The sequence below is a fragment of the Arthrobacter sp. NPDC058097 genome (assembly GCF_042884885.1).
Classification (GTDB): domain Bacteria; phylum Actinomycetota; class Actinomycetes; order Actinomycetales; family Micrococcaceae; genus Arthrobacter.
The window spans coordinates 11,483-27,077 of the sequence record NZ_JBHVSZ010000005.1 but is presented as its reverse complement, the minus strand read 5'-3'; the positions used below and the strand labels follow the sequence as shown (position 1 = coordinate 27,077).

Sequence of the window (15,595 nt, the reverse complement as noted above, 5' to 3'; positions counted from 1 at the left end):
CCGCCTCTGGCCCGGGGGGGGGTTGCCGCCGTGTTCGGTGGGGGGGGCGCCGGGGGTGGGGGGGGGGGCCGCCCCCACAACTGTACGTTCGCGCGAGGCGTGTGCTTGAAACGGCCGGAGCCGAAGGGGCTAGCTCTTGCGGGCGTAGCCTTCCCACTTACTGGCCTGGTGCTCGCCGTCCACGAAGCGGATGGTGCCGGACTTGGAGCGCATGACGATCGACTGCGTCAGGACCTTCTCCTTGTTGTACCGGACGCCGCGGAGGAGGTCGCCGTCGGTGATGCCGGTGGCCGCGAAGTAGCAGTTGTCGCTGGTGACGAGGTCGTTGGTGGACAGGACCCGCTCGAGGTCGTGTCCGGCGTCGATCGCCTTCTGCTTCTCGTCGTCGCTGGTCGGCCACAGCCGCCCCTGGATCACGCCGCCGAGGGACTTGATGGCGCAGGCGGCAACGATGCCTTCCGGGGTACCGCCGATGCCCATGAGGGCGTCCACGCCGGTGCCGGAGCGGGCAGCCGCGATGGCACCTGCAACGTCGCCGTCCATGATGAACTTGGTGCGCGCGCCGGCTTCGCGGATCTCCTCCACCAGAGGGCGGTGGCGGTCGCGGTCCAGGATCATGACGTTGAGCTGGTTGACCTTCACGCCCTTTGCCTTGGCGATCAGGTGCAGGTTCTGCTTGACCGGCAGACGCAGGTCAACCATATCGGCGGCTTCAGGACCCGTGACCAGCTTCTCCATGTAGAACACGGCGGAGGGGTCGAACATGGAGCCGCGCTCGGCCACGGCCAGGACGGCCAGGGCGTTGTTGATGCCCAGTGCGGTCAGGCGGGTTCCGTCGATGGGGTCGACGGCGACGTCGCACTCGGGGCCGGTGCCGTCACCAACCTGTTCGCCGTTGAACAGCATCGGGGCTTCGTCCTTTTCGCCTTCACCGATGACCACGACGCCGTTGAAGTGGACGGTCTGAAGGAAGGAACGCATCGCGTCGACGGCGGCGCCGTCCGCCTTGTTCTTGTCGCCGAAGCCCACCCAGTGGCCGCCGGCGATTGCCGCGGCTTCGGTGACGCGGACAAGTTCAAGGGCGAGGTTGCGGTCCGGCTCGTCGGTTCCGACAGCGAGCGACGGGGAAAGCGTTGAGTACTTCTGGGTAATGGACGCTGGTGACACGTGAACCTCTTCTTCGAGTGGCGATCATTGAACCCGCGGGGCCTGAGTCGACCATCGCGGTGATTCCTCTGTAACTGATCATAGTCGTCACGGCGGGGTCCCGGGCGGCGCATGACCCCGCACCGTAACGGGCGCACGGCCTCACCGCCGCCGGCTTCGAATGTGAGTTCGGACCCCGCATGCGCGACTATAGAAGGGTGAGTGATATGCAGGACCAGTCCGCCCCCTCGAGCCGCCTCCAGGCCGCCGCCCCCTCCCCGGCAACACCAGGCCAGCCGGCTAAGCCCGTAATCCCCGCGGCCGCCGCGAAGCGGGCCAATGCCTCGGTGATCGGAATGATCATTGCCCTGCTGGTGAGCGTCGCTGCGTTCCTGCCGATCGTCCTGATGAATCCGTCCCCGAAGTCGGACGGCTTCCGCCCCAACATCGACGTCAGCGCCGTGGCCGGGAACGCCGCAGGTGTGGCGGGATTCACACCCGCGGCCCCCGCGCCGGGCGACACATTCCACCCGAATTACGCCCGCTGGACGGCCGCCTCCGGCACCGGCGTCGCGGCTTGGGAGGTCGGGTATGTGACCCCCAAGGAAAAATTCATCGGCCTGACCCAGACCAGCAAGGCCAACCCAACGTGGCTCCTGCAGCAGACCAAGAACGCCCCCGTCACCGGCACGCGCAACGCCGGCGGTAAGGACTGGGAACTGCATGACACCGGCAAGGGTGAGAAGAGCATGGTCCTCGCCTACCGCGGCACCACCGTGGTCCTTGCGGGCGACGCCAACCTGGACGAGTTCGCGGTCCTGGCTGCCGCCGTCGTCAAATCCCTGGAAAGTAACCCTGCTGTCATTGTTTCCCCCTCGGTGACCCCCGCGCCGTAAGGTGGGCAGGTGACGACTAATCTGACTCCTGCCCTGGCCTGGCGCCGTCTGCGCGAAGGCAACGAACGCTTCGTAACCGGTGAATCCTCGCACCCGAACCAGGACGCCTCGCGGCGCTCCTCGCTCGTGGAGAACCAGCATCCTTTCGCGGTGATCTTTGGCTGCGCGGACTCCCGGCTCGCCGCTGAAATCATCTTCGACGTCGGACTCGGTGACGTTTTCGTCGTCCGCACCGCCGGCCAGGTCATCGACGACGCCGTCCTCGGCTCACTCGAATACAGCATCGGCGTGCTGGGCGTGCCGCTGATCGTGATCCTCGGCCACGACAGCTGCGGAGCGGTCAGTGCCACGAAGGACGCCGTCGAAACCGGCCAGATGCCGACGGGTTTCATCCGCGACCTCGTGGAGCGCATCACGCCGTCGGTTCTCACCTCCCTGCGGAACGAGCAGACGGAGGTCAACGACATGGTGGTGGAGCATGTCAAACAGACCTCCCAGCGCCTCGTGGACAGCTCGCGTGTGATTTCAGACGCAATCGAGTCCGGCCGGACAGCGGTCATCGGTCTCTCCTACAGCCTGGCCGAGGGCCACGCGGAGCTTGTTTCCGGAATCGGCGATCTCTAATAGAGGCCCGAAAGCGCCCGGGCGGGCCGCCTGTAGCAAGCCGTTCACGGTTTTCGATGCGGCGCCCGGGCGTCCTAAGCTAGCCCCATGACTTCCACTGAAGAGTTCCGCATTGAACATGACACGATGGGCGAAGTCCGCGTCCCCGTGAACGCCCTGTACCGCGCACAGACGCAGCGTGCAGTCGAGAACTTCCCGATCTCCGGAAAAACCCTGGAACGTGCGCACATTGAGGCGCTGGCCCGGGTCAAGAAGGCCGCTGCCCAGGCCAACGCTGAACTGGGTGTGCTCGACGGCGAGCTGGCCAAGGCGATCGCTGACGCTGCCGACGAGGTGGCCACGGGCAAGTACGACGGCGACTTCCCCATCGACGTTTTCCAGACCGGTTCGGGCACGTCCTCGAACATGAACACCAACGAGGTCCTCGCCGAGCTGGCTTCGCGTGCCCTCAAGGCTGCCGGCAGCGACAAGGTGGTCCACCCCAACGACCACGTCAACGCCTCCCAGTCCTCCAACGACGTGTTCCCCACCTCCGTCCACGTTGCCGCCACCTCGGCGCTGATCAACGACCTCATCCCGGCCCTCGGCTACCTCGCCGAATCCCTGGAGCGCAAGGCCGTTGAGTTCAAGGACGTCGTCAAGTCCGGCCGCACGCACCTCATGGACGCCACCCCGGTGACCCTGGGCCAGGAATTCGGCGGCTACGCCGCGCAGGTCCGCTACGGCATCGAGCGCATCAACGCCGCGCTCCCCCGCGTTGCCGAAGTTCCCCTCGGCGGCACCGCGGTGGGCACCGGCATCAACACCCCGGCCGGTTTCCCGGAGCGCGTCATCGAACTGCTCGCCACGGACACCGGCCTGCCGCTGACCGAGGCCCGCGACCACTTCGAGGCCCAGGCCAACCGCGACGGCCTCATCGAAGCCTCCAGCCAGCTGCGCAACATCGCGATCTCCTTCATGAAGATCAACAATGACCTGCGCTGGATGGGCTCCGGCCCCAACACCGGCCTCGGCGAAATCGCCATTCCGGACCTGCAGCCGGGCTCGTCCATCATGCCGGGCAAGGTCAACCCCGTCATCTGCGAAGCCTCCATCATGGTCTGCGCCCAGGTCATCGGCAACGACACCGCGATCGCCTGGTCAGGCACCAACGGCGCCTTCGAACTGAACGTCGGCATCCCCGTCATGGCCGCCAACCTGCTCGAGTCCGTCCGCCTGCTGGCCAACACCAGCCGCGTCATGGCCGACAAGATGATCGACGGCATCACCGCCAACGTCGAGCGTGCCCGCTTCCTCGCCGAGGCGTCGCCGTCCATCGTCACCCCGCTGAACAAGTACATCGGCTACGAAAACGCCGCCAAGATCGCCAAGACGGCCGTGGCCGAGGGCCTCACCGTCCGCCAGGCCACCGAGAAGCTCGGCTTCGTCGGCGAGGGCGAGGGCAAGGTTTCCGAGGCCGACCTGGACAAGGCACTGGACGTCACCACCATGACGGCTCCGGCCCACAAGGCCTGATTTTGTAGGCATTTCAAGAAGTACGACGGCGGCCGCCCACCTTCCCAGCGAAGGCGGGCGGCCGTCGTCGTTCTTGAGTTTTTGTCCAGATATCGCGACTTAGGGCCCTCCAAGTCGCGATACGTGGACAAAAACTCCTGTGAGGTTTGTTAGAGGCCCCGGGCCAGCCCAAGTCAAAGTTGCACCATTCTTGATTGAGTGCAAAACTTTACTCTGTGAATAATAGTGCAACTATTGGCGGCGGCCTCCGCGAGCGCAAGCGGGCGGCGACCCGGGCTGCGATTACCGCCGTCGCGCGTTCCCTGACCTCCGAGCGGGGCCTCAGCGGCTACACCGTGGAGGACGTCTGCGAACAGGCGGGCATCTCCCGGCGCACGTTCTTCAACTACTTCCCCACCAAGGAAGACGCCATCCTGGGGCATGTGGACGATGAGCTGCCCGGGGACGTCTTCGAGGAGTTCCTCCGTGGCGGACAGGGGTCCCCAAGGGGCGAGATCTCGGCCACCCTCCTGCAGGACCTCCTCCAGCTCTCGCTCAGCATGTCCGAGCGGATGAGCAGCTCCGAGGAGGAAACCCGGCAGCTGATCGGCGTCATCAAGAAGGAACCGCAGCTGATGCTCAAGATCATCGGCGCCACGGAGGAGCGGGAAGCCCACTTCGCCCAGCTCCTGGCCCAGCGCGAAGGCGTTCCGGCCGGCCACCCCGTGGTGCGGATGGCGGTGGTGGTCATGGGCAACATTGCCCGGCACACCAGCCTCGCCTACTTCTCCGAAGGCAACACCCGCCCGTACCGCGACCTGCTGCTCGAAAACTTCGAAGCCGCCAGGCTGCTGCTCTCCCAGCCGTACTCCCGCCCCGCCTCCGACCCATCCCCCACTGAAGCCACCTCCGCAGAAGGACAGCCATGAGCACCGCCGTCAGTTCCAAAGCCGCAGCCGGACCGCTGCTGCTGACCCAGAAACGCATCTGGATCATCTTCTCCGCGCTGATCGCCGGCATGCTGCTCTCCAGCCTCGACCAGACCATCGTCTCCACGGCCATGCCCACCATCGTCGGCAAGCTCGGCGGCGTCGAGCACCAGGCCTGGATCACCACCGCGTACCTGCTCGCCACCACCATCGTCATGCCGGTCTACGGCAAGTTCGGCGACATCCTGGGCCGCCGGAACCTGTTCCTCGTGGCCATCGCGCTGTTCACGCTTGCCTCAGTGGGCTGCGCCTTCGCCACGGACTTTTGGGGCTTCGTGATCTTCCGCGCCATCCAGGGCCTGGGCGGCGGCGGCCTGATGATCCTCTCGCAGGCCATCATCGCGGACATCGTTCCCGCCAAGGAGCGCGGCAAGTACATGGGACCGCTCGGCGCCATCTTCGGCCTCTCGGCCGTGGCCGGCCCGCTGCTGGGCGGCTTCTTCGTGGACCACCTCACCTGGGAGTGGGCCTTCTACATCAATATCCCCATCGGCATCGCCGCGTTCACCATCGCCTGGTTCACCCTGACGCTTCCGAACAAGAAGGCCGAAAAGCGGATCGACATCCTGGGTGTCCTGTTCCTCTCCGTCGCCACCACCTGCCTGATCTTCTTCACGGACTTCGGCGGCAAGAAGGATGAGGGCTGGGACTCGCCCGTCACCTGGGCCTTCGGCGCGGGCCTCGTCATCGCTGCCGCGGCCTTCGTCATGGTGGAGCGCCGGGCGGAAGACCCCATCATTCCGCTGAGCCTCTTCACGAACCGCATCTTCGTGAACTCCACCGCCATCGGCTTCACTTTGGGCCTGGGCATGTTCGCCGCCATCGCCTTCGTGCCCACGTTCCTGCAGATGTCCTCGGGCACCTCCGCCGCCGAGTCCGGGCTCCTCATGCTCCCGATGATGGCCGGCCTGATGGGAACGTCGATCTACTCCGGCATCCGTATTTCCAAGACCGGCAAGTACAAGATGTTCCCGATCCTCGGCGCCAGCCTGACCATCGCCGCCATGCTGTGGTTCACCACGCTGTCGGCCGAGACGCCCATCTGGGTCATCTGCGTCCAGCTGTTCCTGTTCGGCTCGGGCCTCGGCCTGATCATGCAGGTCATCGTCCTCGTGGTGCAGAACTCTGTTCCGGCAGACCAGATCGGCACCGCCACCAGCACCAACAACTACTTCCGTGAGGTGGGGGCTGCGCTGGGCGTGGCGGTGTTCGGATCCATCTTCACCAACCGGTTGGCGGAGTCCCTGACAAACGCCTTCACCGGCGCCGGAGCGTCTGCCAGCCAGGCCTCCCAGTCCACCAAGACGCTGGATCCGCAGACCCTCGGCCAGCTTCCGGAGCAGCTCCGGGACGCGATCGTCAACGCCTATGCCGACTCCCTCGCACCGGTGTTCTGGTACCTCGTTCCGTTCATCGCCGTGGCCCTGGTCCTGGCCATCACGCTGAAGCAGATCCCGCTCTCGGACACGGCCGGGATGGTTGCCCGCGGCGAGGCCGTGGGCGGCGAGGAGGCGGAGCTCCTGGAAGCCGCCCTGCGCGAGGCCTCCGTCCGCGAGCCGGAACTGCGTGAGGCGGCAGTGCTCGAACCGGCGGTTCGTGATGCTGACGGAGTGAAGGACGACGACGGCGAGCTGGCCGGCCAGCGCCGCTGACCTGCCGCTTGGCGCGGCTTGGGGCCCCAACTGTCCGTTCGCGCGGTCGGTTGGGGCCCCAAGTGTACGTTCGCGCTTTGCGTTGGGGCCCCAGGTGTACGTTCGCGCTGGTAGTGCGGGTGGTTGGGGGTTCCCCTCACGCGGGGACGAGCACCATCGCTGCGGCTGCGCCGGCCAGCATGAACGGCCCGAACGGGATGGCCGACTTGAGGGTCCCGCGCCGCAGCGCCAGCAGGCCGATGCTCCACAGCCCGCCAAGCAGGAATGCGGCGAACGTCCCCGCGAATACGTGCGGCCAGCCGAGGTAGCCCAGGTACAGGCCCAGGACGCCGGCGAGTTTCACGTCCCCGAACCCCATGCCCGGCGGGTACACGAGCCGCAGCACGAAGTAGAAGAGCCACAGCACAGCTCCCCCGGCCGCAATCCTCAGTGCCGGCACGCCGAAAAGGCGGGCGGCGCCGTCGGGCACTCCCGACGGGTCCCCGACGGCGAGAATGAGCACCGCCCCCAGCAGCAGCACCCCGGCCACGCCATAGGAGGGGAAGACGATCCGGTTCGGCAGCAGGTGGTGCCGGACATCGATGACCGTGAGCCGCACCGCCATCACGGCGAAGTAGGCGCACGCGGCCAGCAGCAGCCAGAATGCCGGCGGTGCCGCTTCCCACAGTTCGCCCAGTCGTTGGATCACACTCGGATGCTACTGGATTGCCCGGCCTGCCGCTGGGGGCGCGCGTAAACTGTGGATATGGGGACCTGGGACGCCAAACACCGGCAGGAACACGGCGGCGGTGCGACGCCCACGTCGGCCGCCTCCTTTCGTAACCTTTGCCGCTCATCCCCGTGGAAATGGCAGTCCCTGCGCTTCGAATACACCGAAACACCCGGCAGCGGCCTTCCGGGCAGCACGGTCCGCGCCTGGCTGCGCCGCCCCGGCGCGCTCCGCCTGGAGTCCGGCGACGGCACCCTGCTCGGCAGCACCACCGGCATCAACGATTCCCGCGACGGCCTGTACATCAGCGCCACCCGGAAGTCATGGCTCCTCCCTGCGCACCTGGTGACCCCCGTGTACGACGACGGCGGGCTGGTGCGGCGCCGCCCTGAGGCCGCGTACGGCGAACCATCGTTCGGCAACGGCCGCTTCGCAGCCGCCCTGGATCCGGTGGAACTGGCGGGAAACGCACCCGTGCCGCTGGAGTTCCCCAACGCCAACGCCGTCGAGTTGCTGGAGCCCGTCCAGGAGGTGACGCATGAAGGCCGTCCCGCGCTGGAAACCGTGGTCTCCCCCAACCCCGGCTACCGGCCGCTGGATGCTGCGGCACCCCTCTGCGGCCCCGGCCGGACAAGGATCCGCATCGATGCCGGGACCGGGGTGTGCGTAGCCGCCGAACCGCACGACGGCGAGGGGCAGCTTCCCGGGCACCGCATCCGGATCCTGGCCGTGGACGAGTACATGCTGGACGATCTTTTCGTGGCCGAGCCGATGAACCTGACCGACGTCCGGGAGCACATCCAGTGGCCCCTGCGGCCTAACCCCGCCTGACCAACCCGGATTGACCAAGCCGGATTGACCAAGCCGGATTGACCAAGCCCGTCCGGCGGGGCCACCCGGAATGCGGGGGTCCGTGCAGGCTTTTTCCAACCTGGCAGCTTCACACTCGTGCCATGTCAACCATGGCCCCAGACGTATCGACACCACCTGACACGGCCGGCACCGGCAGGACCGGTGCCCGGCGCCGAAGGAAGCTGATGCTGATTCCGATCTCCCTGCTCTGCGCCGTGGGACTCGTGCTGGGGTACCTCTTCCTTACGGCCAAGCCGGAGGCGAGCACCCCGCTGGGCGCGAGCGCGGTGATCGCCGGCGGCACGGCACGGGTCAACGGCATCATCCCGCTGGAGAAGGACGGCTGGCTTCCGCCGGAACGCGTCCAGGTCCTGGACGAGGGCCCGTCAGCGGGAACCCACCGGGTCCGGATCCTGGTGCAGTTCACCGCCCTGGAAGGTGACGGCGTCGCGGTGGACACGTCGCAGTTTTCCGTGACCGGGCTGGGTGCCAACAGCATTCATCCGCTCTGGACATCGCCCGGGAAGACACAACTCAAGCCGGGCGATAGCGCGGATGCCACCATGGTCTTCGAGCTTCCCAACCAGGCAATTGCCCTGGTGCTGGAAGGGCCCGGCAACACCCGGCTGTCCCTCGGTTTGTCGCACCACACGAGCTGACGGCGGCGCTGCGCTTTAAGCCGGGCTTGCACGTAGGCTGGGCGAGCATGCCCGGTCGTGGCGCCCATCCGTTAGGCTTCCGGCATGACCGAGCTGACCTCCGTGTGGCCCCCGTTCGCCCTCACCCTGGCCACTCCCCGGCTCACGCTGGGGCCCCTGCGCGACGAGGCGGGCCGCCGTCGCGCTTTACGCCTTTGACTGGGTGGGCGCCGAAGTCTGCGAATCCGAGGCCGCCGACTGGAACGCCGCCTCCCTGGGCGTCTCCCGGTCGCTCGGCTACGAACTGAACGGCGTCACCCGCATGTCCTGGGGAGGCAAGCAGGAAACGGTCCAGCGCGCCCGCCTCACCCCCGAAGGCTTCCGCCGCCCCGAGTGGCAGCTAAAGGTAAAAGGCCACGAACCGACGGCGAAGTTCCTGCTGGGGGTCGCACCTGGTTGAGCTTGGCCCGCCCCTCGCCCGCGCGTTACCAAAATGACCGCTTAAGCTCGGTTCTATGCGGCCACATTTTTGGCAAAAGGACGTCGGCTGGATGGGTACCCGGGTTCGAAAGCCGCCCAGTGGCACACGGCGACGGCGAAGGGCCGTGGCCCGGCGAACCCGGCCACGGCCCTTCCGAACTCGGTGCTAAATTACGCCCCTTCGAGCAGGTCCGTGACGAGCGCCGCGATGGGCGAGCGTTCGGAACGGGTGAGGGTGATGTGGCCGAAGAGCGGGTGTCCCTTCAGCGTTTCGACGACGGCTGCGATGCCATCGTGCCGTCCCACCCGGAGGTTATCGCGCTGGGCAACGTCGTGGGTGAGGACGATTTTCGAGTTCTGCCCGATCCGGCTCATGACGGTGAGCAGGACGTTCTTTTCGAGTGACTGGGCCTCGTCCACGATCACGAAGGCGTCGTGCAGGGAGCGTCCGCGGATGTGGGTCAGCGGCATGACCTCCAGCATGCCGCGGTCCATGACTTCCTCCACGACTTCCTGGCTCACCAGCGCGCCCAGGGTGTCGAAGACCGCCTGTGCCCAGGGGTTCATCTTTTCCTGCTCCGAGCCCGGCAGGTAGCCAAGCTCCTGGCCGCCGACGGCGAAGAGGGGGCGGAACACGATCACCTTGCGGTGCTCGCGGCGTTCCAGCACCGCCTCAAGGCCGGCGCACAGCGCAAGGGCTGATTTCCCGGTGCCCGCACGGCCGCCCATGGACACGATGCCCACCGACGGGTCCATCAGCAGGTCGATGGCGAGCCGCTGCTCCGCGGAGCGCCCGTGGAGGCCGAAAACATCGCGGTCCCCCTTGACCAGCCGGACCTGCTTGTCGGCACCGACGCGGCCCAGGGCCGAGCCCCGGCTGCTGAGCACCACGAGGCCCGTGTTGACCGGCATCTCGGCAGCCGCCGGGATAAAGACGGGCTCGTGGCCGTACAGCGTGGAGATCTCCTCGTCACTGGCATCGATCTCCGCGACGCCGGTCCACCCGGAATCCTTGACGAGCTCGTTGCGGTACTCGTCGGCCAGCAGGCCCATGGCCGAGGCCTTGACCCGCATGGGGAGGTCCTTGGACACCACGGTGACGTTGCGGCCCTCGTTGGCGAGGTTCTTGGCGACGGCCAGGATGCGGCTGTCGTTGTCACCGGCGCGGAATCCGGCCGGCAGGACCTCGGCCGAGATGTGGTTCAGCTCGATCATGAGCGTCCCGCCCGCGTCACCCAGCGGAATGGGCCGGTTCAGCCCGCCGTGCTGGATGCGAAGGTCATCAAGGAGCCGGAGCGCCTTCCTAGCAAAGTAGCCGAGTTCAGGGTCGTGCCGCTTCCCTTCAAGTTCGGTGATCACCACAATCGGCACAACGACCTCGTGCTCCGCGAAGCGCAGCAGCGCGCGGGGGTCGGACAGCAGCACGGAGGTGTCGATGACGAAAGTGGAGACTGACGGCTGGGTTTCAGTCATTGGGCCGGAAACAGCAAGACCGGCTGCGGCGTCTTTCGTGTCCGCACCGGTCTTTGAATTGGCTCGCTTGGCGCGAGAGGTAGCCTTCTCACCCTTGTCCGTGATGACGTCGGGCAGTTGTTCAGAAATAGCCACATCGACTCCAGCCCCGGGGCACATGCCCGGAATTGTTATTGGTGAGGCGGCTCGGCCACGAGGCCGGATCCGGCCTCCCATACAACCGGTGCGAAGAATCGCTCCATGTACTGGCCTCCCCGATCAGCCGGCGGTTTGCCTGCTGATGGATTTAACGTAAATCGCCCCGAACTAATTTCCAACGTCTTCTTCCGGCGATTCCTGTTGCCGGTGTGTGAATTCGGCGTGAACGGCGGCAGCCCAAGCGACGGCCGGCAGCCACCGGAAAGCTAGGAGCCGAAGCGGCGCTGCCGGCCGGCGTAATCGCGCAGGGCGCGGAGGAAATCCACTTTCCGGAAGGCCGGCCAGAGGGCCTCGCAGAAGTAGAACTCGCTGTAGGCGCTCTGCCACATCAAAAAGCCCGAGAGCCGCTGCTCGCCGGAGGTCCGGATCACCAGGTCCGGATCGGGCTGGCCGCGGGTGTACAGGAAGCGCGAGATGTCCTCCACGCTCAGGGAGTCGGCAAGTTCGCTGATGTCTGCCTTGTGCGCCACGGCGTCATGCAGCAGCTCGCGCACCGCGTCCACGATCTCGCGCCGGCCGCCGTAGCCGACGGCGACATTCACGTGGAGCTTTTCGCGCACCGGAGTCCGGGCCGTGAGCTTGGTCAGGCGCTCCGCCAGGTAGTCCGGGAGCAGCTCCGGGGCGCCCATGGCGTGGACCGAAATGTCGGCGTCCTCGTCGAGCCGGTCCAGCGTATTGGCGATGATGCCCATGAGCAGGTCCAGCTCCTCGCCGGAGCGGCTCATGTTGTCCGTGGAGAGCATGTAGAGGGTGACCACCCGGACGCCGAGTTCCTGGCACCAGCCCAGGAACTCGTGGATCTTGTCCGCGCCGGCCTGGTGGCCTTGGCTGGTGGGGGCATTGAACTGCCGGGCCCAGCGCCGGTTGCCGTCCACCATGACCCCGATGTGCCGGGGGATCCGTTCCGGCTCCAGGGAGCGGAGAAGCTTGCGCTCGTAGAAGCCATAGAGGAACCCGGGCCATTCCATCCGGAGACTCACCTGACTTCCTCTGTAGGACTTTGTGCAAGTCCTAGGCTACCGCCCGGAGGCGGCGGGCGCGTGCAGCCGGCCGCCCAGCGACCCGCCGGCAGAGCCACAGGCCTCCACCAGCCGAGACGTTACTCGCGGGTAACTTACTGAACCGTAGGTTATTCTGTATGACATGAAAAGCAACGCCCCGGACGGCGCATCAGGCGGACCGGAGCCGTCGAAAGCTGAACCCACCGCCGTGGACGACGCCGCAGCGCGCATCGCGGAACTTCTGACCATCAAGCCGAAGTGGCGGGGATGGATCCACACCGTCACCGCGCCGTTCGCCCTGGCGGCCGGGATTGTCCTGGTCGCGGTGGCTCCCACCGCCGACCGCAAGGTCACGTCCGCCATCTACGCGCTCACGGGCGTGCTGCTGTTCGGCGTCAGCGCGGTGTACCACCGCGGCAACTGGTCCCCCGGCGTCAAACGCGTCCTCAAGCGCCTGGACCACACCAACATCATGCTGGTGATCGCCGGCAGCTACACTCCCCTGGCGTGGAGCCTGCTGGACAGGCCGACGGCGGAGTTCCTCCTCTGGCTGATCTGGTCCGCCGCGATCCTGGGTGTCCTCTTCCGGCTGCTGTGGACCGACGCACCCCGCTGGCTGTACGTTCCCATCTACATCGGCCTGGGCTGCGGGTCCCTCTTCTACCTGCCCGCCTTCTTCGCGGCGAGCGTCCCGGCGGCCCTGCTCATCTGCATCGGCGGCGCCCTGTACATCGCCGGGGCCGTGTTCTACGCCCTCAAGAAGCCCAACTTCAGCTACCGGCACTTCGGCTTCCACGAACTGTTCCACGCCTTCACCGTGCTGGCGTTTGCAGCGCACTTCGCGGCCATCCTCATCGCAGTGCTGAGCTGACGCGTTCCAGCGCCTCTTCCACGGTCGCCACGGGCCGGTCGCAGACCATGCCGCGGCAGACGTACACCAGTGGCGCACCGCCCGGCCCTGCCGGCCGCTGCCGCAGCAGCGGCACGTCAGCCGGCTTTCCCGCCGCCGCCCGCCTCCGCGTCACCCACCGCCACCACGAGCCCCGGGCTCGGGGACAGCAGCAGCGCGCGGTGGAGGGCGTCCCGTTCCGGACCGGCGGGTCCGACGACGGCGGCCTCCAGCGGCCCCGCCAGCGCGGCCTGCGCTGTGGCCAGCAGCCAGCCCGCCATGCGCGGCGCCCGCGTTGCGAGCGGGGGCACAAGGGCCAGGATGTTCCCGGCCATGATCCGGTGGTCCGTGGAGCCGGACAGCGCGGCATAGCCCAGCAGGACGCCGGCAAAGGCGGCCGCGCCGCTGGGCGTGGCGTTGTCGAAAGGGTCCAGGCCCGGCTTTCCGCCCTGGGCGCTGACCACCTGCGCCGACTCCCCGGCGGAGTCGGCGAGCCTTCCACCGTCCACGAACCGCACGCAGGCCGACTGGATCAGCGCCTCGGCCAGGGTGTACCCGCGGGCATCGCCGGTGGCCGAGCCCAGCGCCAGGAAGCCGTCCGCGCAGAACGCATAATCCTCGAGCAGGCCGCCGATTCCCCGCGCCGCGCCGCCATGCGAAACGCGGATCAGCTCCCCGGCAGCCGGTTGATTCGGTGTTTGTTCCGCCGGCGCCGGCTTCCCCGGTGCCGGCCGCCAGTGGACCCGTTCGAGGTAGCCGGCGATCCGGGCTGCCGCCGCCACGAGGTCCGGCCGGTCCAGGACTGTCCCGGCCTCGGCGAGCGCAGCCACGGCGAGTCCGTTCCACCCCGCCACCACCTTCTCGTCCCGCCCGGGCTGTGGCCGGCGTGCCCTGGCTTCCTGAAGGCGGGGCCGCACCGCCTGCCAGAGCCGCGCCTCGTGGCCGTCCAGCGCCCGGCCCGGGTGCAGCGGCGAGCCGAACTCCGACACGGTACCGCGGGCGCCGACGTTCATCATCCGGGCGACGGCAGCGGCATCCTCCGCGCCGAGCACCCGCTCAAGATCCTCGGGGGTCCACAGGTAGCTCGCCCCTTCGTGGTGTTCGCCGTCCACCACGGAGTCGGCATCCAGCGAGGATGCCAGGCCTCCTTCGAGAAGCCCCAGGGCTGTGAGCATCCAGTCGGCGGTGCGCGCCGCAACGTCAGCAGCCTCGGCCGCCGGGAATCCGGCCGTTCCGCCCAGCCGGATCCAGTGCACGTAGACCCGCAGCAGCTGGGCGTTGTCGTACAGCATCTTCTCGAAGTGCGGAACGGACCAGTCGCGCGTCACCGAATACCGCGCGAAGCCGCCCTCGAGCTGGTCGAAGAGCGCCGAGCGGGCCATGGCCGCGAGCGTTCGTCCGGCCATCTCCCTCGCCTCGTCGGCGGTGTCCGAGGGCACGGCGGCGTGCCGGAGAAGGAACTCCAGGACGGCCGACGGCGGAAACTTGGGGGCGGTGCCGAACCCGCCGTCGTCGGGATCTTCCGACGCGGCCAGCGAGCGGACAGCGGCGGGCAACAGCCCGGCGTCGAGCACGTCCGGCGGACGGGACACGTCCACGGCCGCGGCGAGCTGCACCTGGCCCATGTTCTGCGCGAGCGAGCGCGCGTTCTCCTCCACGGCACCGCGGCGTTCGGTCCACGCCTCATGCACGGCCTCGAGGACCTGGCGGAAGGAGGGACGCCCGGGCAGGGGCCGGGGCGGGAAATAGGTGCCGGCGTGGAAAGCCAGGCCGCCGGGCGTCAGGAAGACGGACATGGGCCAACCGCCCTCGCCGCTGATGGCCTGCGTGGCGGCCATGTAGACGGAATCGACGTCGGGACGTTCCTCGCGGTCCACCTTGACCGCCACGAAATGGCTGTTCAGGTAGTCAGCGGTGGCCTGGTCCTCGAAGGATTCGCGGGCCATGACGTGGCACCAGTGGCAGGCGGCGTAGCCGATGGACAGGAACACGGGGACGTCCCGGGAGGCGGCCGCCGCAAAGGCGGCGTCCCCGAAGGGCTGCCAGTGCACCGGGTTGCCGGCGTGCTGGCGAAGGTAGGCAGAGGGTTCCGCGCCGAGGGCATTGCGCTCCCCCGGCCCGGGCTGCCCCGTACCGGGATCAGGTGTCGGCGCGGCCTGCATTGCCGTTGGCGGCATCGTCGCGGGCAATATCGGCCGCCTCGGCGGCGGCCTGGCGTTCCTCCTCCACCTGGGCACGGTACCGGACGCGGCGGATGCGGCGCACCATGTCCACGATCAGCAGCGCGGTGAGCACCACGATGAAGGCGGTCAGCAGGAAGCCCAGCAGGCCAGGCGTGACCTGGTCCTGGGACAGGCCGGGGCGCAGCGACGGCGAGGGTGCCGGGGACGATGCCAGGGCGATGAGCAAATGGTGCACAGTTCAAACCTTCTCAAGGCTGGGGCCGCCGTCCGCCGCGTGGGCTAACGTCCGGCCCGTTGGGTACGCGCGCGGCCGCGGCCGTTCCGGCCGCCACACTGTCTTCCACGCGGGTCTTCTGCAGGGAATTTTCTAC

13 protein-coding genes and 2 pseudogenes are annotated in these 15,595 nt (G+C 67.7%); 9 read left to right on the top strand and 6 right to left on the bottom strand.

The features are described from left to right. Nucleotides 1-129: 129 nt before the first annotated feature. Nucleotides 130-1,167, bottom strand: a complete 1,038-nt coding sequence (gene glpX / locus ACFVTE_RS10155; RefSeq protein ID WP_387099828.1) for a class II fructose-bisphosphatase — start codon at nt 1,165-1,167, stop codon at nt 130-132. A gap of 206 nt (nt 1,168-1,373) precedes the next feature. Here glpX and ACFVTE_RS10150 point away from each other — a divergent pair, with 206 nt between their 5' ends. The 5 genes from ACFVTE_RS10150 (at nt 1,374) to ACFVTE_RS10130 (ending at nt 6,801) form a co-directional block, all read left to right on the top strand. Further along, nucleotides 1,374-2,042, top strand: a complete 669-nt coding sequence (locus tag ACFVTE_RS10150; RefSeq protein ID WP_387100495.1) for a DUF4245 domain-containing protein — start codon at nt 1,374-1,376, stop codon at nt 2,040-2,042. Between the two features lie 9 nt (nt 2,043-2,051). Then, nucleotides 2,052-2,666, top strand: a complete 615-nt coding sequence (locus ACFVTE_RS10145; protein WP_387099825.1) for a carbonic anhydrase — start codon at nt 2,052-2,054, stop codon at nt 2,664-2,666. An 87-nt stretch (nt 2,667-2,753) separates the two neighbouring features. Further along, nucleotides 2,754-4,181, top strand: coding sequence for a class II fumarate hydratase (locus tag ACFVTE_RS10140; protein ID WP_387099822.1), 1,428 nt, complete (start codon nt 2,754-2,756; stop codon nt 4,179-4,181). 215 nt (nt 4,182-4,396) lie between these two features. Further along, a complete protein-coding gene (locus ACFVTE_RS10135; RefSeq protein ID WP_387099820.1) occupies nt 4,397-5,089 on the top strand; it encodes a TetR family transcriptional regulator in 693 nt (230 codons plus the stop codon). Beyond that, nucleotides 5,086-6,801 (top strand): MDR family MFS transporter, encoded by a 1,716-nt coding sequence (locus ACFVTE_RS10130; RefSeq protein WP_387099817.1) that lies wholly within the window; start codon nt 5,086-5,088, stop codon nt 6,799-6,801. The genes ACFVTE_RS10135 and ACFVTE_RS10130 overlap by 4 nt, the downstream gene beginning before the upstream one ends. A gap of 136 nt (nt 6,802-6,937) precedes the next feature. Here ACFVTE_RS10130 and ACFVTE_RS10125 read toward each other — a convergent pair whose 3' ends face one another. Continuing rightward, nucleotides 6,938-7,489, bottom strand: coding sequence for a prepilin peptidase (locus ACFVTE_RS10125; protein ID WP_387099815.1), 552 nt, complete (start codon nt 7,487-7,489; stop codon nt 6,938-6,940). A gap of 57 nt (nt 7,490-7,546) precedes the next feature. Here ACFVTE_RS10125 and ACFVTE_RS10120 point away from each other — a divergent pair, with 57 nt between their 5' ends. The 3 genes and pseudogenes from ACFVTE_RS10120 to ACFVTE_RS10110 all read left to right on the top strand — a co-directional run. Beyond that, the gene (locus ACFVTE_RS10120) at nt 7,547-8,341 is read left to right on the top strand and encodes a hypothetical protein (protein WP_387099813.1); all 795 of its coding nucleotides are present in this window, start codon (nt 7,547-7,549) and stop codon (nt 8,339-8,341) included. A gap of 206 nt (nt 8,342-8,547) precedes the next feature. Further along, nucleotides 8,548-9,021: a hypothetical protein gene (locus ACFVTE_RS10115; RefSeq protein ID WP_387099810.1), complete on the top strand. Its 474-nt coding sequence runs from the start codon at nt 8,548-8,550 to the stop codon at nt 9,019-9,021. A 169-nt stretch (nt 9,022-9,190) separates the two neighbouring features. Beyond that, nucleotides 9,191-9,460, top strand: a pseudogene (locus ACFVTE_RS10110) (N-acetyltransferase); the annotation flags it as partial. 191 nt (nt 9,461-9,651) lie between these two features. On the opposite strand, the gene ACFVTE_RS10105 reads toward ACFVTE_RS10110, so the two are convergent. Further along, nucleotides 9,652-11,088 (bottom strand): PhoH family protein, encoded by a 1,437-nt coding sequence (locus tag ACFVTE_RS10105; RefSeq protein ID WP_387099807.1) that lies wholly within the window; start codon nt 11,086-11,088, stop codon nt 9,652-9,654. A 269-nt stretch (nt 11,089-11,357) separates the two neighbouring features. Beyond that, entirely contained in the window at nt 11,358-12,119 is a 762-nt protein-coding gene (locus ACFVTE_RS10100) for an isoprenyl transferase (protein ID WP_306926727.1), read from the bottom strand. 262 nt (nt 12,120-12,381) lie between these two features. Here ACFVTE_RS10100 and ACFVTE_RS10095 point away from each other — a divergent pair, with 262 nt between their 5' ends. After that, nucleotides 12,382-13,023: a hemolysin III family protein gene (locus tag ACFVTE_RS10095; protein WP_387100492.1), complete on the top strand. Its 642-nt coding sequence runs from the start codon at nt 12,382-12,384 to the stop codon at nt 13,021-13,023. Here the strand turns inward: ACFVTE_RS10095 and ACFVTE_RS10090 are convergent. Beyond that, a pseudogene (locus ACFVTE_RS10090) lies at nt 13,004-15,203 on the bottom strand (thioredoxin domain-containing protein). The gene ACFVTE_RS10095 and the pseudogene ACFVTE_RS10090 overlap by 20 nt on opposite strands. Then, on the bottom strand, nt 15,181-15,459 hold the full coding sequence (locus ACFVTE_RS10085; protein WP_387099803.1) for a hypothetical protein: 279 nt from the start codon (nt 15,457-15,459) through the stop codon (nt 15,181-15,183). The pseudogene ACFVTE_RS10090 and the gene ACFVTE_RS10085 overlap by 23 nt, the downstream one beginning before the upstream one ends. Between the last annotated feature and the right edge of the window lie 136 nt (nt 15,460-15,595).